At 56.3% G+C, this 22,194-nt stretch carries 21 protein-coding genes; 14 read left to right on the plus strand and 7 right to left on the minus strand.

Features of this window, described 5'->3' with window-relative positions; translation table 11 throughout:
• Positions 1 to 49: 49 nt before the first annotated feature.
• The 4 genes from AB4Z24_RS15980 to AB4Z24_RS15995 are packed head-to-tail and all read left to right on the plus strand — an operon-like array spanning position 50 to position 4,142.
• Positions 50 to 1,099, plus strand: coding sequence for a LysR family transcriptional regulator (locus AB4Z24_RS15980; protein WP_441709819.1), 1,050 nt, complete (start codon positions 50 to 52; stop codon positions 1,097 to 1,099).
• Between the two features lie 60 nt (positions 1,100 to 1,159).
• Positions 1,160 to 1,981: a hypothetical protein gene (locus AB4Z24_RS15985; RefSeq protein WP_441709820.1), complete on the plus strand. Its 822-nt coding sequence runs from the start codon at positions 1,160 to 1,162 to the stop codon at positions 1,979 to 1,981.
• A gap of 13 nt (positions 1,982 to 1,994) precedes the next feature.
• The gene (locus tag AB4Z24_RS15990; RefSeq protein ID WP_441709822.1) at positions 1,995 to 3,062 is read left to right on the plus strand and encodes a putative urea ABC transporter substrate-binding protein; all 1,068 of its coding nucleotides are present in this window, start codon (positions 1,995 to 1,997) and stop codon (positions 3,060 to 3,062) included.
• A gap of 45 nt (positions 3,063 to 3,107) precedes the next feature.
• Positions 3,108 to 4,142, plus strand: coding sequence for an isopenicillin N synthase family dioxygenase (locus tag AB4Z24_RS15995; protein ID WP_441709823.1), 1,035 nt, complete (start codon positions 3,108 to 3,110; stop codon positions 4,140 to 4,142).
• 264 nt (positions 4,143 to 4,406) lie between these two features.
• On the opposite strand, the gene AB4Z24_RS16000 is transcribed toward AB4Z24_RS15995, so the two are convergent.
• From AB4Z24_RS16000 to AB4Z24_RS16015, 4 genes are all read right to left on the minus strand, one after another.
• The gene (locus AB4Z24_RS16000) at positions 4,407 to 5,570 is read right to left on the minus strand and encodes an MFS transporter (protein ID WP_441709825.1); all 1,164 of its coding nucleotides are present in this window, start codon (positions 5,568 to 5,570) and stop codon (positions 4,407 to 4,409) included.
• A gap of 283 nt (positions 5,571 to 5,853) precedes the next feature.
• Entirely contained in the window at positions 5,854 to 6,735 is an 882-nt protein-coding gene (locus AB4Z24_RS16005; RefSeq protein ID WP_441709827.1) for a transporter, read from the minus strand.
• Positions 6,736 to 6,808: 73 nt separating this feature from the next.
• Positions 6,809 to 7,243 (minus strand): GlcG/HbpS family heme-binding protein, encoded by a 435-nt coding sequence (locus tag AB4Z24_RS16010; protein WP_441709829.1) that lies wholly within the window; start codon positions 7,241 to 7,243, stop codon positions 6,809 to 6,811.
• A complete protein-coding gene (locus AB4Z24_RS16015; RefSeq protein WP_441709831.1) occupies positions 7,236 to 8,165 on the minus strand; it encodes a dihydrodipicolinate synthase family protein in 930 nt (309 codons plus the stop codon). Before AB4Z24_RS16015 ends, AB4Z24_RS16010 begins: the two co-directional genes overlap by 8 nt.
• A 314-nt stretch (positions 8,166 to 8,479) precedes the next feature.
• Between AB4Z24_RS16015 and AB4Z24_RS16020 the strand changes: the two genes are divergently transcribed.
• From AB4Z24_RS16020 to AB4Z24_RS16035, 4 genes are read left to right on the plus strand one after another with little or no spacing between them, the layout of a single operon-like run.
• Positions 8,480 to 9,862, plus strand: coding sequence for an MFS transporter (locus AB4Z24_RS16020; protein ID WP_441709833.1), 1,383 nt, complete (start codon positions 8,480 to 8,482; stop codon positions 9,860 to 9,862).
• Complete coding sequence (locus tag AB4Z24_RS16025) at positions 9,859 to 11,043, plus strand: LLM class flavin-dependent oxidoreductase (RefSeq protein WP_441709835.1); 1,185 nt, start codon at positions 9,859 to 9,861, stop codon at positions 11,041 to 11,043. Before AB4Z24_RS16020 ends, AB4Z24_RS16025 begins: the two co-directional genes overlap by 4 nt.
• On the plus strand, positions 11,040 to 12,386 hold the full coding sequence (locus AB4Z24_RS16030) for an LLM class flavin-dependent oxidoreductase (RefSeq protein ID WP_441709837.1): 1,347 nt from the start codon (positions 11,040 to 11,042) through the stop codon (positions 12,384 to 12,386). The genes AB4Z24_RS16025 and AB4Z24_RS16030 overlap by 4 nt, the downstream gene beginning before the upstream one ends.
• Positions 12,340 to 13,041, plus strand: a complete 702-nt coding sequence (locus tag AB4Z24_RS16035) for an enoyl-CoA hydratase/isomerase family protein (RefSeq protein WP_441709839.1) — start codon at positions 12,340 to 12,342, stop codon at positions 13,039 to 13,041. Before AB4Z24_RS16030 ends, AB4Z24_RS16035 begins: the two co-directional genes overlap by 47 nt.
• On the opposite strand, the gene AB4Z24_RS16040 is transcribed toward AB4Z24_RS16035, so the two are convergent.
• The gene (locus tag AB4Z24_RS16040; RefSeq protein WP_441709841.1) at positions 13,038 to 13,487 is read right to left on the minus strand and encodes an RrF2 family transcriptional regulator; all 450 of its coding nucleotides are present in this window, start codon (positions 13,485 to 13,487) and stop codon (positions 13,038 to 13,040) included. The genes AB4Z24_RS16035 and AB4Z24_RS16040 overlap by 4 nt on opposite strands.
• Before the next feature lie 223 nt (positions 13,488 to 13,710).
• On the opposite strand from AB4Z24_RS16040, the gene AB4Z24_RS16045 reads away from it, so the two are divergent.
• Complete coding sequence (locus AB4Z24_RS16045) at positions 13,711 to 13,998, plus strand: hypothetical protein (RefSeq protein WP_441709843.1); 288 nt, start codon at positions 13,711 to 13,713, stop codon at positions 13,996 to 13,998.
• Positions 13,999 to 14,183: 185 nt separating this feature from the next.
• Here AB4Z24_RS16045 and AB4Z24_RS16050 read toward each other — a convergent pair whose 3' ends face one another.
• Positions 14,184 to 14,405: an ATP-dependent DNA ligase gene (locus AB4Z24_RS16050; protein ID WP_441709845.1), complete on the minus strand. Its 222-nt coding sequence runs from the start codon at positions 14,403 to 14,405 to the stop codon at positions 14,184 to 14,186.
• Positions 14,402 to 16,468 carry a DUF294 nucleotidyltransferase-like domain-containing protein gene (locus tag AB4Z24_RS16055; RefSeq protein ID WP_441709847.1) on the minus strand — a complete coding sequence of 689 codons (2,067 nt, stop codon included), beginning with the start codon at positions 16,466 to 16,468 and terminating at the stop codon, positions 14,402 to 14,404. The genes AB4Z24_RS16050 and AB4Z24_RS16055 overlap by 4 nt, the downstream gene beginning before the upstream one ends.
• A gap of 286 nt (positions 16,469 to 16,754) precedes the next feature.
• Here AB4Z24_RS16055 and AB4Z24_RS16060 point away from each other — a divergent pair, with 286 nt between their 5' ends.
• The 5 genes from AB4Z24_RS16060 to AB4Z24_RS16080 all read left to right on the plus strand — a co-directional run bounded on the left by AB4Z24_RS16060 (position 16,755) and on the right by AB4Z24_RS16080 (position 22,066).
• Positions 16,755 to 18,263 carry an APC family permease gene (locus AB4Z24_RS16060; protein ID WP_441709849.1) on the plus strand — a complete coding sequence of 503 codons (1,509 nt, stop codon included), beginning with the start codon at positions 16,755 to 16,757 and terminating at the stop codon, positions 18,261 to 18,263.
• A gap of 72 nt (positions 18,264 to 18,335) precedes the next feature.
• The gene (locus AB4Z24_RS16065) at positions 18,336 to 18,875 is read left to right on the plus strand and encodes a universal stress protein (RefSeq protein WP_441710066.1); all 540 of its coding nucleotides are present in this window, start codon (positions 18,336 to 18,338) and stop codon (positions 18,873 to 18,875) included.
• Positions 18,876 to 18,923: 48 nt separating this feature from the next.
• Positions 18,924 to 19,871, plus strand: a complete 948-nt coding sequence (locus AB4Z24_RS16070; protein WP_441709851.1) for a DUF4238 domain-containing protein — start codon at positions 18,924 to 18,926, stop codon at positions 19,869 to 19,871.
• Positions 19,872 to 20,042: 171 nt separating this feature from the next.
• A complete protein-coding gene (locus AB4Z24_RS16075; RefSeq protein ID WP_441709853.1) occupies positions 20,043 to 21,941 on the plus strand; it encodes a potassium transporter Kup in 1,899 nt (632 codons plus the stop codon).
• The gene (locus AB4Z24_RS16080; protein ID WP_441709855.1) at positions 21,938 to 22,066 is read left to right on the plus strand and encodes a hypothetical protein; all 129 of its coding nucleotides are present in this window, start codon (positions 21,938 to 21,940) and stop codon (positions 22,064 to 22,066) included. The genes AB4Z24_RS16075 and AB4Z24_RS16080 overlap by 4 nt, the downstream gene beginning before the upstream one ends.
• The last annotated feature ends 128 nt before the right edge of the window (positions 22,067 to 22,194 follow it).

Genomic DNA, 22,194 nt, shown 5'->3' on the forward strand with positions numbered 1-22,194 from the left:
TTCTCTTGAGCGTTTGCTCTCGTCACTCTGCGTGAGCGCTTGACCATGAATGTCGAGCAAGAACGTGCTGTTTGGAAGTGCTAACGCACAGGATAATCTGTCCTATATGGCCGACGGACTACGCGTATCAAAGAACGGTCAGCTCTTCGCCCGCAATCTCGATTGGAACCTGGTCAAGTTGTTCCTCGACATCGTGCGATCCGGCGGCATCAGCACGGCTGCACGCGCGCTCAACAAGCAGCAGCCGACAATAAGTGCGGGCCTCAAGCGCCTCGAAGATCACGTCGGGGCTCAGCTGTTTGTAAGGACAGCAAGGGGTGTCGCGTTGACGCCAGCCGCGAGCTCCTTCCTCAAGGCTGCTGAGGAAATCGAGGTTTTGATATCGAGCCTCCCGGGCGAAGTCACGAGGACTTCGGCAAGTTTGCAGGGGCTTGTAACCGTGCGCTCAATTTCGGATCTTGTCTCGCCCGAATTCGATCAGGCGATGGTGGCCTTCCATCAAATCAATCCTGACGTTGAGATACGGCTCGATATTGCGCCGTGGCGCGATGTGGTTCTGTCGGTCAAGGACGGCAGCGCCGATATTGGAATTGCCTGCGACGCTGCCACGAGTCCGGAGCTTTGCTATCGCCCGCTGATGCGTGAATGGCAGCAGCTTTACTGTGGCCGGGGGCATCCGGCATTCGGCAAGGCGATATACGAACCGGAACTTGCGGCCGACGAGATTTTCGTTTTGACGGGAAAGGATGAACCTGCGGAACTCACCAACTTTCGCCAACGGTACGAACTAGGCGAGCGCGCAGGAGGGTCTGCGGAGACGCTGTACGAGGTGAAGCGTCTCATTCAAATCGGTATCGGGATCGGCTTTCTGCCGACGGCCGTTGCGGCTGAGGCCGTCGCGGCCGGTGAACTTTGGCCGATGCTCGATCCGGCTATTTTGCCGACGTATTATGTTTACCTGATCACGCGCGACGCAAAGCTCAGTGCGCCGGCACGCGCGCTTCTCGAAATGACAGACCCGAATTCGAAGCCCGGTGACGATGGGATACAGCCCGGGGAACGTCGAGCCATAGATTTTATCTATGGATCGCATCGATAGGCGACGGCTTCTGACGATCCCGTACCGATGTCATGCTGCGCTCTCTTTCGTGAGGCGCAGATGGTTGAAGTCAAAGACACACTAGGCTTGTGGGAGCGCTCGCTGATCATCTGGCCGGATGGTCAAAAAGATACGACGACATTCGTCGCATGGCTGCAAGGCCCGAGTCTGTTCGCCGATCTGCGGCAACCGCACAATCCGCCTTCGTTTGATGACGTCGCTTGCCTCGATGACTTGCAGCCCGATCATTTTAAATGGTTGGCGCGTCAGGAGGGCTTCGCAGGCCGGTTTGCCAGCGCGGGCGACGCCTTCGAATGGCGCCGCATGATTGATTATCAGTGCGCGACTGACACTGCGGATGCTGGTTATCTGAGTTTCTCCGACGGCGTTCTCATCGAGCGCGGCCGAGACATTCCCTACATCGAGCACTGGCATCAAACATCTCCACGCACTCCTCTGCACTTCGCAGCTCGACTGCAAGACCAGAAGGGCATCGAAGGGTTTCTTGTCCAGGTCGGAGATGTTTTCATGTACGCGCGAAACCGAGCGGTGGCGCTTCCCCCCAGAGGTTCGCTTGCCGATCTCGTGAGTGCCTGCTCACCAAAAGAAGCGCGGTCACTGCTGGATTGCGAAATCTCATTGGGGCGCGTGCGGGACGGCTCGTGGCTGATCGATCGATCCAGCCTGCCTTTCCGCGTCAAAGCTGATCTCGCGCCATCGTTTTCGATCGACAGTGGAAGTATTTCGATCGCGGACATCACTGGGGCAGGCACGGCGTCAGTGCGGAACTGGAAGATCGTCGACCTCGAAGTTGACGCTCAACAACAAAATTCATCAGGGCAGGAACACGGCGAAGGAGCCCTTCCTTTTTTCGATCAATGACAGGGAGAGCCTTATGACAATGCGTTCGATCCTTCGTCTCGTCCTTTGCGCGTCTGTACTTGTTTTTGCGGGCGCAGTGCATCCGGCGCGCGCAGAACCCACCTTCAAGGTCGCGTGGTCTATTTATACCGGATACCTTCCCTGGCCCTATGCACAACATGCCGGCATTCTTCAAAAGTGGGCGAAGAAATACGGCATCAATATCGAGCTGGTGCAGGTCAACGACTACATCGAGTCGATCAATCAATTCACCGGCGGCAAAGCCGATGCTGTCGCCGCGACAACGATGGACGCTCTGACCATACCCGCCGCCGGAGGCGTCGACACGACCATTCCGATCCTAGGCGACTATTCGAACGGGAATGACGGGATCGTCCTGAAGGGTGCGAACAAGACATTTGCCGATCTGAAGGGCAAAAAGATCAATTTGGTCCAATTCTCCGTTTCGCATTACATGCTGGCGCGCGCGTTCCAGACGCATCACATGAATATAGACGACGCGAAGCTGCAGAATGTTTCAGATGCGGACTTCGTCGCGGCCTTTCAGACAGCGGACGTTGATGCGGTCGTCGCTTGGAACCCGGCATTTATTGAGCTGAAGAAACAGCCCAATGTCAGCATCGTCTATCAGTCGACCGAAATGCCCGGCGAGCTGGTCGACGCGCTGCTCGTCAACACCAAGGTTTTGAAGGACCATCCCGAATTCGGTAAGGCGCTCACCGGGGCTTGGTTCGAGACGCTTGCCGTCATCAATGGCAATGACGAGAAAAGCACGGCAGCGCGGAAGTTCATGGCCGATCTCTCCGGAACGACCGTGGAGAGCATCAACTCGCAGATCGGGACGACGGCATTTTATTACGATCCCGCGATTGGCGCGAAGTCGATCCGCTCGCCGGAAATGGTGACAGCGATGGATCTCGTCCGCAGTTTCAGTTTCGATCATCAGCTCATGGGCAATGGTGCCAAGTCCAAGGATGCGATCGGCATCGCGCTTCCAGGGACGACGCTCGGAGACAGCTCGAACATAAAGCTCCGGCTTGACGATACGTTCATGCAGCTTGCCGCCGACAATAAGCTTTAGGGAAAGCGATTAGGTTCCTTATCCAACGGAGTTGCGAGGCAAGAGATGAGCACATCGGAAAACTTCTCGAGTATCCCCATCGTCGATATCACCAAGCTCCGCGTCGGCACACTTGCCGAGCAGAAAACGGGCGCTGAAGAACTTGGAAAAGCGGCTCGCGAAGTCGGCTTCGTCTACATCACCGGCGGCGGCATCGATGAGTCGCTTTTTGACGGTGTTCTCGATGCGACCAAGCGCTTCTTTGCGTTGCCGTACGACGAGAAAATGAAGGTCTACATCGGCAACTCGCGTTGTCATCGCGGCTACGTTCCGGAGGGCGAAGAGGTGTTCGCCTCCGGAACGAAAGACAAGAAAGAGGCTTACGATCTTTCGATAGATTTGCCGGCCGACGATCCGGACTTTGTTTCAGGCAATCCGCTTCTAGGACCCAATCAATGGCCAGACCTGCCGGGTTTCGCCAATGCAGTCGACGACTACTACAGGGCGGTATTCGCTTTGGGCCGCGTCCTATTGCGGGGCTTCTCGATGGCAATCGGCGAAGAGCCGACGTACTTTGATCAATACGTCACGAAGCCGCCAAGTCAGTTACGGCTTATCCATTATCCTTTCGACACGAGCGCTGAAGATCGCCCTGGAATCGGAGCTCATACCGATTACGAGTGTTTTACGCTGTTGAGATCAACGAGCCCTGGACTCGAAGTCATGAACGGCGCCGGCGAATGGATCGATGCTCCTCCCCTTCCCGGCGCCTACGTCGTCAATATCGGCGATATGATGGAGATCTGGACGAATGGCGAGTTCACCGCAACCTCGCATCGCGTTCGAAAAGTGTCAGAAGAACGCTATTCGTTTCCGCTATTTTTCGCGGCCGACTATGACACGGTTGTCGCTCCGTTGCCGCGTTACGCGACCGGCGACAAACCGCTGCGCGCTTCTCTGAAGGCAGGTGAACACCTCTTTGCTCAGACAATGCAGAGCTTTACCTATTTGAAAGAGCGTCGTGCGCGCGGCGAGATCGCACTGCCCGAAGGATCGGCGCCATTGTCGTCCTTCGGACAGGAGGCCCGGCAGAAATATTGACCGAGGACGCCAAGAGTCGGTCATGAGTTCGGGCTCAGCGATTGGTAGGGAACCGGACGCGTATTCGAGGGGCTCCTAGGGCCAGCAAATCCCTGAACCACCAACGCAAGTCGTTTCGAGTAGTCGTCACGTGATCAGATATTGATCAAGCACGACAACTCGTACAAAATTCATATGGGAGAGCACGCATACGGCCGAAGCGCCTGCGGTCTACTCGGAGAAAGCGGACATGTTAGGAAGCTGGATCAGGCACTCCAATCCGCTTCAATTATTTGCCCGTGACGGTTTCGAAGCAGGCTGAGACCGGTCGCCGAGAAGAAATATCAGCAACAGACAAAAGCACATCGTTCCGCTTGTCAGTGCAGTTAACTCCCACCCGCCGGAACCATACGTAAGAGTGCCAAGGACAGATCCAAGTGCCCCACCAACGAAGTTGATCGTCATATAGATCGCATTGACTCGGCCGCGGCTTTCTTGTGGACCAGAGAAAATCATTCTCTGGCTGGTGATCTGATTAGTCTGCACCGCGGCGTCAAAAAGGACGGTGAAAATGACGAGGGCGCCGAGCCAATGCAAGTCGGTCACCCATCCCGCGCCGTAGCTCGTGATGGCGAGTGTCAGAATGGCGCCAAACGTCATGGCGCGCGTCATGCCGCGATCAGCCAATCGGCCAGCAAATGGCGCAGCCAGCGCACCGCCGGCGCCGGCAAGCGCGAAAACAGCGATGCCTTGCTCACCCATTCCGAAGCGATCAGCGAGCATGATAGGCGCGGCAGTCCAGAACATATTGAAGACGCAGAACATCACTGATTGGTAGAGCGACCGCTTTCTCAGAATCGGCATCTCGCGCAGTAAGCCTGTCATCGAACGCAGAATTTGCAGGTAATGCTTGCCACTCGGCGGCTGCCGCGTCGGCATCAGGCGCAAAAGAATAATGCCGATGCTCAACATCAATACTGCCGAGAAAAGGAACACCGCGCGCCAGCCCAAGTGCGCCGAGATCATCAACGCCACGGGGCGAGCGAGCATGATACCGGCCAGCAGCCCGGCCATCACATTGCCGACAATACGTCCCCGCTTCGCGTCCGGCACGAGATGGGAAATAAACGGAACGAGAATCTGCGCACTCGTCGAGCATAGGCCGACAAAAAACGACGCAACGAAGAAAGAGACCGCCGATCTCGCCATAGCCGCGCAGACAAGCGCGACGGCCGTGAGAAGCAGGTTGATCAAAACGAGGCGCTTGTTCTCTACGAGATCGGCGAGAGAGACGAGGAAAAATAATCCCACGCCATAGCCGATCTGTGTGACGCTCGTGAGTGAACCCGCAAGATGCGATGGGATCCCGATCTCGCGGCCAATGGTGCCGATCAGCGGCTGCGCATAATAAAGATTCGCGACAAGCGCCCCGGCAGCGATGGCAACCAAGGAGACAAGCGTTCGCGAGGGCTCATTTTGGGAAGTGACAGAACCTTCGAACTTCAAGACAGCGCCCAAGCCATTTGCGCGTCATCCGCTTCGTTTGGTCTTAGACGTAATTCGAAGGGAGTCTTGCAACACACCACTCTTCATATTGTCGGCAAACGCACACCGGAACGACCCGACAATCTCTATTGGGACATTCCGGCGCGCGGCGGAGCCAGACATAAGCCGCTTCAATCACGTTTGGCCAAGTTTTTTTCGTATAAATGCGACGCGCCTTACGTCGCAGTTATTTAAGCGCGGCGTGCTCGATGTTCGACTGCGAGGGCTGCCAAATGGGAAATGTCAACCGAGCCCAGACGTGAGTGTCGTTCCGGGAGTAGTTTGTCGCTCCGCCTTGATCAACCGCATGAGTAAGCTCGAGCAAAAGCTTGGAGCTGCCGAAATCATATCCGACCATACCGCCAACGCCGACAATGTGGCCCTTGCCAACAGCTGCGTTGGTGACGGTTTCTTCTAAATCCCACGCGCCGTAGCCGACGGCCCCGACCTGCCATTTGCCGAAGGCATGTGCGACGGTCCAGTCGACGTTGAAATAGTTCGGTTGTCGCCGTCCGACGGCGTCCGCCGTGGTCAAGCCGTAGATCGTATTGGCAGAAACGATCCAACCATCTTTCAAATAGCTGAACGCAACGCGCGTTTCAGCCGCCCATCCGCTGGTTTGGCCGGGGGTGGTGAAGGAGACGTTGCTGTCGAACGGAAAATAGATGCCTTCGCCAACGGAGACAAAGAAGCCTTGTCCCAGGTTCCATGACAGGCTTGCTGGAATGAGCAATGGGCTGAAAATGCCGGTACTGGTTTTTGATGTCTTCTTATTCTGGACTTGAAGAACCTCAGGGATCACAACAGCGGAGTAGGAGGCTCCGAGGAACTTCCAACCCGAAGACCACGTAAAGGCTGGTACATCCGCCGTGATGCTTTTATCTGGCCCGTCCCCATAATGCGTGAGGTTCGAGACGTAGAGACCGGGGGCGAAGGCGGCGCCGAGAGGAACGCCCATCGTCACGCCCGGAGGCGTCCAGGAAACTGCGGCGGCGGGAGCTATCGAGCCCCATAGAAGCGACAGTCCGAGCACTCCGGATAGAAATCTGTTGCGGTAGTTGATCATCATTGTCCCCCTTCGGACGCTCCCCAAGCCCCCCACGGGCCGATTGCTTTTGAGTGTTACTGCTGCGCCATTGCGCTCATGGCTGATAGTCGGTGTGTTTGTAGAAATACGAGAGCGCAGCTTCGGCCACTTCCTGGTCTTGGATGGCCGTGCCCGAGCTCACGCCAATTCCGCCGACGATTTCCCCGCTGACAAAGACTGGAAGGCCGCCGCCGATGATGGAGAAGTGGCCGTTGTTCGTGATGTGAATGCCGAATGTCGGTTGGCCAGGCACACAGAGCTGGTTGTAGACGTGCGTTCCCTTGCGAGCGACTGCGGCTGTAAATGCTTTGTCGACAGCGATGGAAATGCTGCTGATCTTGCCGCCGTCCATTCTCTTGAAGTCGATGAGGTGGCCCGATTCATCCGTCACCGCGATGCACATCGGTATGCGGATATCATTCGAAGCCGCGATTGCTCCGTCGATGAGAACCGCAGCATCGGAAAGAGAGAGCCTTCGAACTTCAAGCATGGACGAGACCTTGGAGGGGGGCCAATTGACCGGAAACGAACGCGCGCAGATCCTCAAGGTCGGCGCCTTGAACCGCGTCGTAGGGCGGATACGGACGTCCTGCCGGAATACCGAGCACCTCGGAAGACGCCTTCATCACTGCAGCGAGCCCGTAGGACATCCATCGCGACGGATAGGTAGCGAAGATTTGCTGCAGCTTCGTCGCGCGAGCGAGATCGCCTGCTTCGTAAGCATCGATGATGAGGCGCGCGATGTCCGACGCGGGCGGCGGAAGGGTGACGCCCGATCCCCCGAGCTGCAGCGTTATCAGCAGCATCTGCATCGTCGTGAAATAGTGCGCGAGACCCGGTTGCTCTATTTCGGCGATTAGCCGTGAGGCGCGTGCAAGATCGCGCGAACTCTCTTTGATGAATTTTATGCTCTCGAGCTTTGCGAGCTCGACGGTGGCAGGAATCGAGAGGTCGGCGCCCGGACCGGCGTTGAGATAGAGAACGAACGGCAGAGACGTCTCGCGTCCGATCGACTCGAAGTAGCGCACGAGCTCCGATGTGGTCGGCGCGCCGCCAGTCGGCTTCTGCGGAGCAAGCAATTGCACGGCCTTGGCGCCGTGCTTTTCTCCGAAGTGCGCCAGTTCGATAGCGATCTTATAGGACGGGTGAGAGATGCCGACTGCAACGGGAACGCGCCCGTCGACCGCATCTATCGTTGCTCGAATGAGATCGAAGCGCTCTTTGAACGACAGAAACTGGTATTCCTGCGCTTCGACGCCGGCCGCAATAATGAGAGCTGGCTTGCTGCGTTCGATGATGGCATCGACGCCCTTCTTCAAGGCGACGTAGTCGACTTTCAGCTTTGCGGTGAAAGGCGTCAGTGGCGGGACAAGAATCCCAGGCCGACGGACATCGAGCTTCGCTATTGCCATATCACTTCCGACCCTTCGCCGCGGAGCGTCGCAGCGAACCGGATAGCGCGGATAACATCGTGCGATCTTTTATTCAATAGACTCTACAGATTTAGTAGACTATCGAGATGCGACGCTTTCGTCGCGTTCTGATGAAGTGGTCGGTACGTCTGTGAATGTGGTTCCGCATCTTGCGCGTCACGATGTGACTGACCCGATCCGGGATCGACGTGCGCAGGCCAAAAAGAAGCGATCGCGGTGCTTCCGGGGGATGCTTCGCGCCAATCGAAAAAGCGGCAGGGACGCCGCAGCTCTTCAGAGGGAACCAGCATCACATGGCGATCAGTGATTCACCTGCTCGTTATCATCGCACCAACCAGCGTAATGGCTTTATAGGCGCGGCTCTCGGGTGGATGTTCGACGGTTACGAAACGTTTGCGACGGTTCTGGTCGCACCCGCAATCGTCAATCAATTGATCGGACCCGGCACGGCACAAGCACAACCAATCTATGTCGGAGGCATCCTTGCAACGACGTTGGTTGCATGGGGGCTCGGCGGTCTGCTTTCAGGTATCCTCGCTGACTATCTCGGACGTCGCCGTGTGTTGATGTACTCGATCCTCTGGTACTCGATCTTTGCTGGCGCTGCGGCCTTCTCTCAAAACTATGCCGTGTTTCTAGTCCTTCGCTTCCTGACAGGCGTTGGGATGGGCGCCGAATGGGGTGCAGGCAGCTCGCTCGTTTCCGAGATCTGGGAAGACAGAAATCGCGGCAAAGGAATCGCGTTGCTCCAAGGCAGCTTCGGCGTCGGCTTCCTCGTTGCCGCGGGAGCATGGCAGCTCCTCAATCACGGCTCTCCGGACGATTGGCGGTGGATGTACATTCTCGGCGCCGCGCCTGCGCTCGTTTCCTTGTTCGTCAGGCGGCGCGTGAAAGATCCCGATCTCTGGCTTGCTGCCGACAGCAAGCGCCGTGAAGTTCGAACGCGCATACAAAACGGCGAAGTGGTTGGTGCCGGCGAACGCCAGTTGACGAAATCCACGCTCGCCCAGCTTTTTCAGTCTCCTGAACTGCGTCGGCGTCTCGTTCTGCTCTTTCTGGCAGCGCTGAGCACGACAATGGGCTGGTGGGCCGTGTCGAGCTGGATTCCGCTCTTCTCCGCTCAGCAGCTCGCGGGCAAAGTGCCGAGCGTGCCGACCGCGATAACGCAGGTCGTCGTTGCCTATAACGTTGTGGGGCTCGCCGGTTACTTCCTGATGGGCGTGCTCGCTGACTGGCTCGGCCGCAAACCGGCGATGATGATCTATTTCGCCGGGTCATTGGTTGTAGTGCCGCTTCTTTTCCTTACTCCCGCGTCCCCAAATCAGTTCATCGCTCTTGCGGCGATCAATGGCTTCTTCACGATGGGTCAGTGGACGTGGGTTGCGCTTTACCCGGCGGAACTTTTCCCAACACAAGTACGTGCGACTGCCATCACGTTTGTTTTCAACACCACACGCTTTGTCGTTGCGGCAGGCACGTTGCTCAGCGCCGCTGCGATCCATTTCTTCGGAAGCATCAGCGTCGCCGCGACAGTTCTTGGCTCTGGCTACATTATCGGATTGCTCGTCACACCTTGGATCGGACCCGAAACGAAAGGTCTCCCGCTCCCAGGGACTGAGGTACCCGCCGATGACACGTGGATCCCTCTCGAAACTCTTGCGGCAGATCACAAATGACATCGAATACATTGGAAAAGGTCCGGCTGCGCCAGCCTCAATCCCCGCTGAGTTACCCGGAAAGTCCGCTGTCTCGGATCGCGGAGCAGCCGATGATGATCGGCCTTTTTCTGCCGACGCAGACGGGCGGCTTTTCGCAGTCGAAGCTGCCGCGTGGAACGCAGTGGAACTTCGATTACAACAAGGATCTGACGTTGAAGGCGGAGAGTTACGGCTTCGACTTCGTATTCGGACTTCAGCAGTGGGTGCAGAAGGGTGGGTTCGGCGGTGAGATAAAGTATCGAGAGAATTTCCTCGATCCTTTCATCTCGACTGTAGCGATCGGCGCGCTCACCAAGCGCATCGTGACGATTTCAACCGTGCATATTCTGTACGGCAGTCTGCATCCTCTCTACCTCGCGAGGTTTGCAGCGACTGCGGATCACATCACGGGGGGCAGGTTCGGCCTGAATATCGTGACGGGATATGACGCCAAAGAACCGCTGATGTTCGGCATGACGCGCATCGACCACGATAAGCGTTATGAGCAAGCCGACGAGTTTACGTCCATCATGGAGGACCTCTGGGCCGGCGAAGACAACCTCACCTATGACGGAGATTACTACCACCTCGAAAGTGCTTACATCTCGCCGCGACCGCGCTTCGGCCGTCCGATCCTCGTTTCCGCCAGCGCATCTCAAGCCGGGTTCGACTATGCCGCGCATCATGCCGACATCGTTTTTACGTCGAGCCCTGCAGGAGCCGTCTTCGAGAATGCGATCGCTGCACTCCCTGAGCACGTAAGACAAATCAGGCAGGCCTACGCGCAGACCGGAAGAAACGGAAAAACCATCATCTTTCCGCTGATCGTCTGCAAGAAGACGCGAGAAGAAGCATACGCCTATCGCGATGCGATCGTCGCTGAAGCGGATCTCGATTCGATCGCGGCCTACTCCAACAGGCATGCGAAGGGCGATGCCAAGGGGTGGCTGAAGCACGTACCCGCTGACCGTGTCCTCGGCGGACATATTCAGATCGTCGGCGATCCTAACGATGTCGCTGATGCCATTACTCAGCTTCACGAAGCAGGTTTGGACGGTATTCAGATTGGCTTCTACGACTACGGTCCTGACCTCGACTTCTTCGCCGAGGCCGTCCTCCCGCTTCTCGAACAGCGTGGCTTGAGAAGGCCGCGATCATGAGCTCCTCCGAGATCATTCTGAATGCGACCATTATGGGTGTCGGTATGCACCTTGGTGCGTGGCGGCACAGAAGCGGAAGCCCGTCTGACTATATCAACATCGATTACTATCGTGAGGTGGCGCAGCTTGCCGAAGCCGGGCGGCTGCATGCGCTCTTCTTGGCCGATACGTTGGCTGTGAGCGAGGAGAATTACGAACGGCCGAACCTTGGAGCGATGGATCCGACTGCCGTTCTTGGCGCACTCGCTGCCGTGACGAGCCGCCTCGGTCTCGTTGCGACGGCATCAACCACGTACAACGAGCCTTTCAATCTGGCGCGCCGCATCGCCTCTCTCGATCATCTCAGCCGCGGTCGCGCGGCATGGAATATCGTGACGACGTTCATCCCTGACGTCGCTGCGAACTTCGGGAAGGGCCCGCTACTTCCGCATGCGGAGCGGTATGCAAAGGCGGAAGAGTTCGTCGATACCGTTATTGCTCTCTGGGAATCCTGGGAGCATGGCGCACTGGTTGGTGATAAGGCCTCCGGCCTTTTCGCTGATCGCAATCGCGTGCATCCGGTAAATCATGACGGCAGCTTCTTCTCGGTACGTGGACCGAGCACGTTGCCGCGCTCGCCGCAGGGCCGGCCCATTCTTTATCAGGCAGGCTCGTCCGAGGAAGGCCGCGCGCTCGCGGCGCGAGCCGCCGATGTGATTTTCACCGTACAGAACACCTTGCCAAGCGCGATCGCCTTCAGGAAGGACATTCGCGAACGGGCCGTGCGCGAAGGGCGAAGCCCGGACAGCATCAAGGTTCTGCCCGGTCTCGTGCCGGTAATCGGCGGTACCGAGCGTGAAGCTCAGCAGCGAAAGACGGAGCTCGATGAGCTTGCAGGGGAGGCCGAACTCAGGAAGTTGGCAGCGCGCGTCGGCATCCCTGTGAGCGAACTCGCATTGGACAAGCCGCTGCCTTTCGATCGGATCAAAGCGAACGACAAGTTCAACGCCTCGCGGGGATTTCAGGCCGCCGCCATGCAACTCGGGGCCTCTGAAAATTTGACAGTTCGCGAAATTCTTTATCGCAACGGTGGCGGCCATCCGCAGGTCGTCGGCACGCCCGAGCAGGTCGCCGACTTCATCGAAAGCTGGCATCGGGCGGGGGCGGCTGACGGCTTCAATCTGATGATTGATGAGTTGCCATCTGGACTGCGCACTTTCGTCGAAGAGGTTGTGCCCCTGCTGCAGCGGCGGGGCACTTTTCAGCGTGAGTATCGCGGCGACACGCTGCGTGAGAATCTAGGCTTAGGAAATCCTCATGATCCGGTACGAGACCAGGAACGGCGTAGCGCGAATTACGCTTGATACGCCCGAGACTGGAAACAAGTTCACCTACAAACTGATGCTCGATTTCATCGCTGCTCTGACCTCTGCCGCGAGCAGTGGTGCTGCAATTTTGTTGCTCGACTCTACCGGCGCTGATTTCACGCTAGGGCGCGATCAAAGCGAGAAGCTGGAGAATGTCAGCCGGCGAGACAGCTTAAAGCTCATCCTCCAGGCCAACAGCAGGCTCCGCGCATTTCCCGGTGTGAGCGTCGCGTTGATTCAAGGACGCGCCATGGGCTTTGGGAGTGGGTTGGCGCTCCATGCTGACATCTCAGTGGGTGCACACGATGCCGTTCTCGGCTTCAATGAGATCAAGCATGGCCTCGCTCCGCTGGTCGTGTTGACCTATCTGTCGGATTACGTTGGACCGAAGATCGCAAAGGAATTGATCTATACCGGGCGCGACGTTTCTGCAGAAGAAGCGGTGCGCCTCGGTCTTCTCAACCGGAGCGTACCCGCGGCGGAACTTCAAGCGGAAGGCGAGCGGCTCGTTGGAGAACTCGGGCACTTCCATGCTGGTGCCATTCGCCTGATCCACGAGTTTGCAGAAGACCTGCCCGACATCACGAACAACGACCCAGGGACCATTGGAATCGAGCGTCTCGTGCAGTGGATCGACGCGGGCAAGCCTTAGCGAACGCGGCGCCTTTGCTTGCGTTGTTGGCGTGGCAAGTCCCGAAGTTCGGCAAGTGTCTGATTGTCCAGTAGGCTGGAGATGGCGTTCCTCACATTCAGCATCGTCAACCGGACGGCGCAGATATCGTCATCTTCGCAATCGTCGCATCTCTGGAAGAAATTTGATGAGGCGCACGCGATCGGCGCTAGTGGACCATCGAGGACGCGGATCACTTGACCAATGTAGATATCTTCTGGCGCACGCGCGAGACAATAGCCTCCGCCCTTGCCTTTCTTGCTATGAACGAAACTCGCTTTCTTGAGATCGCTCAAGATAGCCTCGAGGAATTTCTTAGGAATCTGATTGGTCTCGGCAATTGTGTTGATCAGAGCAACGGCACCAGGCTCAAGCCGGGCCAAGTAGATCAGGGCCTTCAGCCCGTATTTTCCTTTTTTAGTGAGCATGGATCAGTGCGCGCCAGCCATCAGGACAAGCAGCTGGAAAGCACAAATTAGATGAATAGCATAGAAGAAAAACGAATATCCCGGCCCCGAATGTGGACCGAGCTCCACATTTTGCCCACCGCACCTTCCACACCAACACAACGAGCCTGACCATGATCGTTCCCGAGCAGAGTGACTTCCGCACGACGCCTAAGACCTTCAAGGTGGCCGCCGTCAGAGGAAGTTGGAAATCGCCATCCAAGACGCGACCCTGACCGACGCTATTATCTCCGTACTGGAAGATCGGCATGAAATTGAACTCACGCGCGTGGACCTCTCTGAGATCGGAAAACAAGTTGCCGCCTCAACAGATTTCAGCGAAGCCAATAATCATCTCTCGGTGCAGTGTTCGTCGGTGCCGCGAGCGCGTATCTGGCTCGGTTCGCTCGGTCGCGAACCAATCAGTTGTACGAGTGGCACGTGCACAAGCGCCATGTCTTTCGCGAGCGTGAAACTTTCAAAGATCTCGTGAAGCGCTGGCACCCAGATACGAACAAGCGCGATACTAGGCAGGAAATGCAGATTGTTTTGCAATTCCGCTAGTTCGTGTTCGCTGTAGCTTGGTTGAGGCCTAGTTTCATAGCCAAGGGGTCGGCGAACGAAGCGTTGGTGGCAGTGTCGTCTGGGTACCGAGGAAGACGACCGCGCCACCGATGGTCAACCGCCCAACAGGGCGCGAAACCGCTTCGTCAGATCCGCGCCGCTCTGGCTGAAGATCGCCGCGTCGCCGTCTTCGAGGTGGATCTGAGCGCGCCAGCCGTCAAATTTTACTTCATGCAGCACTCGTCGCCTACGGGCGGGGACTACGAGGGCCGCAGCCGATTTGGATTTTTCCGGACGTTCTCGCAAACCGCCTGAACCGGGAACAAGTAATGTCACCGTTCCAAGGTCGCGGTGATCAGCTCGTTGATGACGCGCATGGACTTCGTAATTGAGCTTCTTTGCTCTGCGCTCATAGTAGCGACCTCGACTTGCGCGGAAAGTTTTATGCCGCGATGGGAGTCACTGATTTGTTGACTGAGCACACTCCTTACAATGACCGTAAACGCGGAAATGGCTTTTTCGATCAGGCCAGCGTCGACCAAGGATCGAGCCTTGAGCTCCGTGAGACGGTCAATGGTCGAGGTGAGCCGAATTCCATGCTTCAAAGCAAGTGTCCGTGCCGCGGTCACGATTGGAAGCAGTCCGTTTTGTTTTAGATCTACTCGTCCATGGTCGTCTGTGATGAGGCGGCCAAAGATGCCAATCGGGGGACGCCAGTCCTTTGCGAACTGAGCTAATGCGGCGATAAATAAAGGGGCTGCTTCCGCTCGCGCATAACTGTAGGTCATGAGATCATTTGCGAGTGCGAGATCGCCGGCGACAGGCACACTGTCGAAAAAAATATCCGAGGCCAGTGCCTCCTTTGGACCAGCTGTTTCGACCCAACCTTCGACTACGCTTTTCCAAATCTGCAGGCTATGGCGACATCCAGGGTTCTTGGCCATCACGCCCCCGTCGCAGTAGGAGATGCCTACTTGGTGCAAAATGTCAGCGATGTGAGTTGCCGCTTCGGCGAACCAGGCGTCTTCGTTTCCTTCCGGCTCGCCAGCTTGGTAGATAAGTGCGTTGTCCTGATCAGCACTTAATAAGCTATCGTTTCGGCCGGCCGAGCCCAGAACGAGAATCGTGTAGGCGCATGGCGGCCGGCCTTTGCCACTAGCGAGCATACGTTCCTCGGCTAGGTCCGTCGCTCTTGCGGTTAAAACGCGGATCTCAGCGCTGATGATCGAGGCGATATCGGTTGGCTTAAGTCCTTCTCGCAGTGAGGCCTCCACGACTTGCAGAAGCTTACCCCAGGCGCGGCCGAGATCGGGAACCGTTCTTGCCGATTCAATTTCGTCTCCCAGTATCAGGGCGGAAATCACCCGGTGGCGAAGCAGATCGGCGGCAGAAATTGTAGCGATAATATTGCCGCTGCGATTGACGACACCCAGATGCGAAATGTTGAGTCGGTTCATTTTGCCAAGCGCGCGGTAAAGAAACTCGTCGTCGGTGACGGTTGGCAACGACCGGCGCTTGATATCGCCGAGCGTCACAGCCTTGGCATCGGAGTCGATTGATGCCTGCAGGAGATCGGTGGCGGTGACGAAGCTCGCGTGGCCATTGGCAGACTTCACCACTACCATACCGGCCGACGATGGTTCGGAGAGTGTTCGCGCGACATTTTTGATATCGGCAGACAGATCCATAAATGCGGGCTGATGAGTCGCCACGTCTCTGATGCGATGCCGATATGGGTAGCTGTCGACAGCAGCGATGGCAGGAGCGGTGTCAGCGGTTACGGCTTGAGCGGGAGAGATCCAGCCGCCGACTTGATACAGCCGCTCTTCGCCCGGAAGATTGCGACACGCCAATTCCGCTTCGGCAAGTGTGCGAATCCCACAGGCCCTGAGCCGAGGGACAACCTTTATAAAGACCTGCCCGGCCGCAAGTGCGTCGGGATAGGCCCGATGCCGCCTATAAAGCTCGACGTCAAGCCAGTTGCAAAGAGCACGTAAATCGTAGCTGGCCAAATGCGGATCAGCCAAACGCGCGAGAGCGCGCACATCGAGAGATCGAGGTACCTTCCAAGTGAGCCCGGCCCGTCTATATTCGCGATCAATGACGGCAAGATCGTAGCCAATATTGTGGCCGACCACCACGGCATCGCCGATGCGGTCGTCCAGCGCTGCAACGACGTGACGGAACGCCGGGGCGCCACGTAAGTCCTTTTCGGTAATGCCGTGGATTTCAATTGATGAAGCAGGAACAGGGCATTGCGGATCAACGAGTAGCTCCAGTCTCCCTTCGTGCAAAATCTGAAGCCGGCTCATTCTGAGAACGGCGATCTCGATGACTCTGGCGATCCTCGCATCCAAGCCGGTGGTCTCTGTGTCCAACGCAACAGCGTCAAGAGACATTAGCGGCGTTGCGCTGGTGTTCACTGTTCGACCGGTCCAAAGCTGCTCGTAATCGAGGTTAGCAAACTCAGGTCGGTTGGGGGAGTTCATCCTTTCCGGGCAAATCAGCGCTTCGCCGCGGTCGCCACCAAAACCTCAAAAAAGTGCGTTTTCTTTATAGGTTCTTTATAGACAACCAAATTTCTACACATGAAACTCGATTTTTATAAAATTTATACAGTTGACTGACGAAACGTGGGCGAACGTCAAGACCGGCCAGCACATCAACGCGGCAGAGGGATGTCCAATGACAAAGGTGCCACTGCAATCAGCTGCAGCTGAACTAGGCTATACATCCGCTGCTCTTAATCGACATACCAACTGGTGGGGCGCCTTTGTTATTGGTCTCGCTGGCACAATCCTTGTCACCGGCATCGCTCCGGTCATGGTGACGACGCTCGGTGCGTCGTCGATTCCACTCACGATTTTCATAACGATAACGGGCTGGCTACTGTGCCTCCTGCTCGCCGAACTGGCATCGATGATGCCGGATCGCGCGGGCGGCTCACCCGCCTACGCGTATCCAGCGTTCAAGGAACGCTGGCCGACGCTGGCAAAACACATAAATGGCGTCACTGCATGGGCTTATTGGCTCGGCTGGTTTCCGGTTGCGCCCCTCAATATGATTCTTGCATCGCTCTACTTGGCGAACCTTTTCGGCCTCGACACCACGGCGAGCTTCACACCGATTCATACACCGATCGCCTACTCGACCTTGGTGATCTCGATCGTCGGCATTTTGATATTCTTTATAGCCTCGTATCTCGGCATCCGCTTTGGAGCAATGACCGCTACCATTCTCGGCCTCCTGTCGATGATCCCGCTTACGTTCATAGCGGTCGCTTGGCTTTTCAATCCTTCTGCCGTCAATTACGGCGAGATCTCGGGCTTCCCGAGACTGGATGGTTCGAGCTTTTTCTCAGATTATAAGGGTGCGAACGGCGTCACGTACGGGTGGCTCACGACCTACATAGCCTATGCGTTTCTCCTGACCTGGAATGTCATCGCGATGGAGGCAGCAGCCTGTTATATCGGCGAGTGCCGCGATCCAGACAAGGATGCAAAGATCGCGATGAATCTCGAAGGCGGGTACGGTGTCTTCATCTACTCGATGATCCCAATCGCTTTCCTCGTCGTGCTGGGAGCGAAGGCGCTATCCGATCCCGCACAAGCGGATCCGAACACGATATTCGTGACTTTTGCGGGCAAGGTATTCGGTGCGAAAGGACATTGGCTCGACATCGTCATCGGACTGATGCTTATAATTGCGCTGGCTCTCTCGGCACTTAATGCGATCATGGGGTCCGGGCGGGCGCTCTATCAGATGTCGCTCGATGGCGAGTTTCCGCTTATTTTTCGGAAGACGAACAGCCACGGTGTGCCGCATATCGCAATGGGGTTTAACACGATCGCGTCTTTGATCGTCGTGATGCTGGGCGGCGCAGTCGAGATCTACACATTCTCTAACGTCGGCTACACCGTGTCGTTTGTGCCAGTTCTAATCGGCTACTATCTGCTCCGCAACGACAAGCCCAACCTGCGGCGCCCATTCAGACTGCCAGAGTTCATGAAGTACGTCGCGCTTGCGATAGCCGCCCTCTACTTCATCATCTGGCTCTACGGCGGCCTCGTCTATTCGCAGCTCGGGAACGCCGTCATCTATTATTGGGCCGGATGGTTGGTGTTGTTCCTCTATCTTCCATTTTATCTGTGGCGGAAAGCGGAAGATAGAAGAGTTGTGGCAGCGACGACTTAGGTACGGCGCGCGCCGCTCGTGTATGCAATCGCTTCATCTCAATCAGTTCTTTTGCGCGTGTTCACGATGGGGATGGGTTGTAAGGCTGAAACCGAAGGAAATGCATCCAGCCCGAGAGGAGAGGTGCAAAAGCGTATTGCAGGCGAAACAATACTTCTTGCCTCCGAGGGGCGTCCGATCTCGCGCAACGCGGTAGCGATGGCCGCTCGCCTCGCGACCGATAAGGCCGCAGGAGTTCACGTTCTTACGGTGGCTCGTGTTTGGGGTTCGGCCTTTGGCCTTCCTCATCCGGGCCTTATGCCGACCGCCCTCGAGCTTCAATGTCAACGCGATATCGTCGCCGCGGCGATCGACGAGCTAGAACGGCAGCGTATTGATTGCACTGGAGAGGTCTTACGCAGCCGGGACGCTGCAAAAGCCATTTTGGCCAAGCTGCGCCAGAGAACGTATTCAGAGATCGTAATGGGGGCAGATCCTGAACCGCATTGGCTAATTCGGGGTCTGCTGTGGTCACACGAGCCCTATCGAGTTCGCCGACTAAGCCAGCTGCCTATTCACCTTGTGATCGATACTCCGGAAACACCGGAGCTTGGCCTAGGGTCCAGTAGTTAGGATCTGCCGGACAGACGGTTCGATTATTAGCAATCGGTCTTTGTTTTGATGAACGCGCAGAGTGCTCTCAATATCTCTCTAAAGTACTTCGCGGGGTCCAATGGAAAACTCTGGACGTACGATAAGCTATTGTCTCAGCACTGGCTCGAAGCCCCGGAAACAGCCGAGCTCCAAAATCAATTCGGCAATGAAAGTGACGTCCGAAGCAACTTCTTGCGTCTAGAGAAGGAGGTTGCGCCGATTTATGAACGCGTTGTCCTCGGCGAAGCCTTGCGGGGGTCCGATCGTGAGACGTTTGGATATTTCCTCGGTTTTTTATATGCGCTGACCCCGGACATGCGGGGCATCCGGAAAGGACTGTACAAATACAGCATGGAGATCATGTTGGCCGCTTACGCGCAACATCCCGGTCTCTTTGGCAGTCTGCTGAGAAGACTTGAGAAAGATCCTTTGCAGCCCTGGGATCTCGACGGCGTGCGTCGAATGATCGTGCAACTGTCGAAATTCAAGGCCGCCGAGCCAATTCGCGATCAGGGGGACGTTTACGCGGAGAGATTTGCAAAACTCTTCTTGCAGATGAAATGGTCGGTGGTCCGAGCTCAGCAGCACTATTTCATTACTTGTGATAATCCCATCTTTAGAGCCATCGAGCCGGACGCCATTCATCCGATCTACGGCGATCATGGGTTGTTGAACAAGACGGCGGAGATCACCTTTCCCATCAGCACCAGAGTTACCCTCTTGCTTCATTGGGACAAAGGGTACGCCTCGGAAGAAGTGCTTTCGCGAGAATGGGTGCAGCACGAAAATCGCAAGAGAGCATACTGCGCCGATAGCCGGATCTATGCCCACGTCTTCAGCGCTAAACACGTAAGAATGGCAAACACATTCAGGAACTCAAAATTTCGAACTCGCAACATAGGTGTACCCGATATGCGGACATTCCAGGATGTAGCGGTACCGCGACGACTGCAGGCGCCACACAGGTCAATATAGCTCGGTGTTAGCGGGTTCTTGTGCGCCATCGTCTTGAGCCAGATACATCATCTGACCCGCGGAACTTATAAGAAAGTTATAAAGATACTCGCAAATCTGCGCGCCGCGCATTGCGTTGGTCGGACATGCGGTAGATAAGGCCGCCCGAGCAACAATCCGGGATTCCTCCTTGTGGAAATCAGTGGCGCATCCGAGAGAACTCAGCAAGCGCTCCCTATCGCAAAATTCTGGCGTCTCGTTCTTGGATCTCTTGGGGTCGTATTCGGCGACATTGGCACGAGCCCACTCTATGCATTGCGAGAAGCAGCGAAGGCCGCCCAATCCGAAGGCGTTTTAGATCAGTCTACCGTTATCGGCGTCATATCTCTCATCCTTTGGACGCTGACGCTCATTGTGACGGTAAAGTACGTTTTCATCCTTCTCCGCATCGATAACAAGGGCGAGGGAGGAACGTTCGCACTGATGGCACTTGGCCAATCAATTTCGGCTAAGACAGCTCCGATACTGCTATGTCTCGGCGTCGCTGGCGCTTCCTTCTTTTACGGTGATGCCGTTATCACGCCGGCCATTTCTGTGCTCTCCGCAATCGAAGGCTTGGAACTCGTTTCTCCGTCCCTTCACCGGTTCGTTTTGCCGTTATCACTGGTTTGTCTCGTTGGACTGTTCGTTTTGCAAGCACGCGGCACCGCGCGCGTGGCAAGCTTATTTGGACCCGTGATGGTCATTTGGTTTATCGCAATCGGTCTCGGCGGGTTCTTTCGTCTTGTAGAAAAGCCAGATGTGCTTGCGGCGCTCAATCCGTTAACCGGATTGATATTCATCGCCACGCATGGGGCCATAGGCCTGACGGTGATGGGCCTCGTGTTTCTGGCTGTGACAGGTGCGGAAGCGCTTTATGCCGACCTCGGGCATTTCGGCAGGAAACCTATCCAGTTCTCATGGCTTTGGCTGGTGGCCCCTTCGCTCGCGCTCAACTATCTCGGCCAGGGAGCGCTCCTGCTTGCTGATCCGAAGGCTATCGAGAATCCATTTTTTCTACTCTTTCCCGACTGGGCAATTCTTCCCATGGTCGCGTTAGCTGCCGTGGCCACAATCATCGCGAGTCAAGCCGTCGTCTCAGGTGCATTCTCTCTCACCCGACAGGCAGTGCAACTTGGCCTGCTGCCGCGACTGCACGTTATCCATACCTCGCACGACGTCGAAGGACAGATCTACCTGCCGCGCATAAATTGGCTTCTGCTGGTCCTCGTCATCCTCGTTGTAATTGGCTTTAAAAGTTCCGATCGGTTGGCGGCTGCATATGGGGTGTCCGTAACGGCCACGATGATCCTTACCTCGGTGATGGCTTGGTTCATCATCCGGAATTTATGGCAGTGGAGCGCTCTTCGAACAACAGCTCTGATCGGCCCGCTTTTTCTTGTCGAGATTGCGTTCTTTGGGGCGAACATCACCAAAGTCGTCGATGGTGGTTGGCTCCCACTCGCGCTAGCAGGATGCGTGTGCTTTGCAATTTACACCTGGGTCAAAGGCAACGACATCCTTCGCAGATCAGCAGACAATACGCGGGCGGATTTAGACTGGCTTGCCCACAAATTAATCGTGAAGCCGCCGCACCGCGTGCCGGGCACGGCCGTTTTCTTGACAACCAACGTCGCAGTCGCGCCAACATCCCTTCTGCATAATCTGAAACACAACCGCATGCTGCACGAGCGCAATATCATTCTCGCTATCAAGACAGAGGATATTCCCCGCGTCTCTGCGCAAGATCGCGTCGAAATTTACCGATCGAATGATACCTTCATCGCCGTGACCGCACGCTATGGCTTCATGGAGACACCCTCGGTGCCCCAAATAATCGAGAGTTGTCGAAAAAAGGGATTGAGCATCGAAATCGGAGCAACATCATTCTTTCTTTCCCGGCGCTCGCTCCGCACAACGGCACGTTCGGAACTATCATGGTTTCAGGAACGGCTATTCATAGCGCTGGCGCGCAAAGCGCAAAGTGCAACGGAATATCTTCATATTCCGACTGATCGCGTCGTCGAGATCGGAGCGCAGGTTTCGATATGATTGCGAACGTCGCATTTGTGCGGGACGGACAGCTGTCGATCAAGGATCATAGGTTTGAACCGGCGCAGATAAAGGTTGCGGCGGGCAAAGCCATCGAACTGACCGTCGACAACCGCGAAATCTAAACTCTTGCCGACCTTTCCCGAACGCTGTTGTGCCGTAATGGCATCTTCCAAGTTTCAGATAACTGTGTCCTATGCTCAGTTAGCAGTTTTTGATCCGTCGCTTCAAAATCCATTCAATGAGTGGACAG

Source organism: Hyphomicrobium sp. 2TAF46 (assembly GCF_052114865.1).
Taxonomy (GTDB): Bacteria; Pseudomonadota; Alphaproteobacteria; order Rhizobiales; family Hyphomicrobiaceae; genus Hyphomicrobium_B.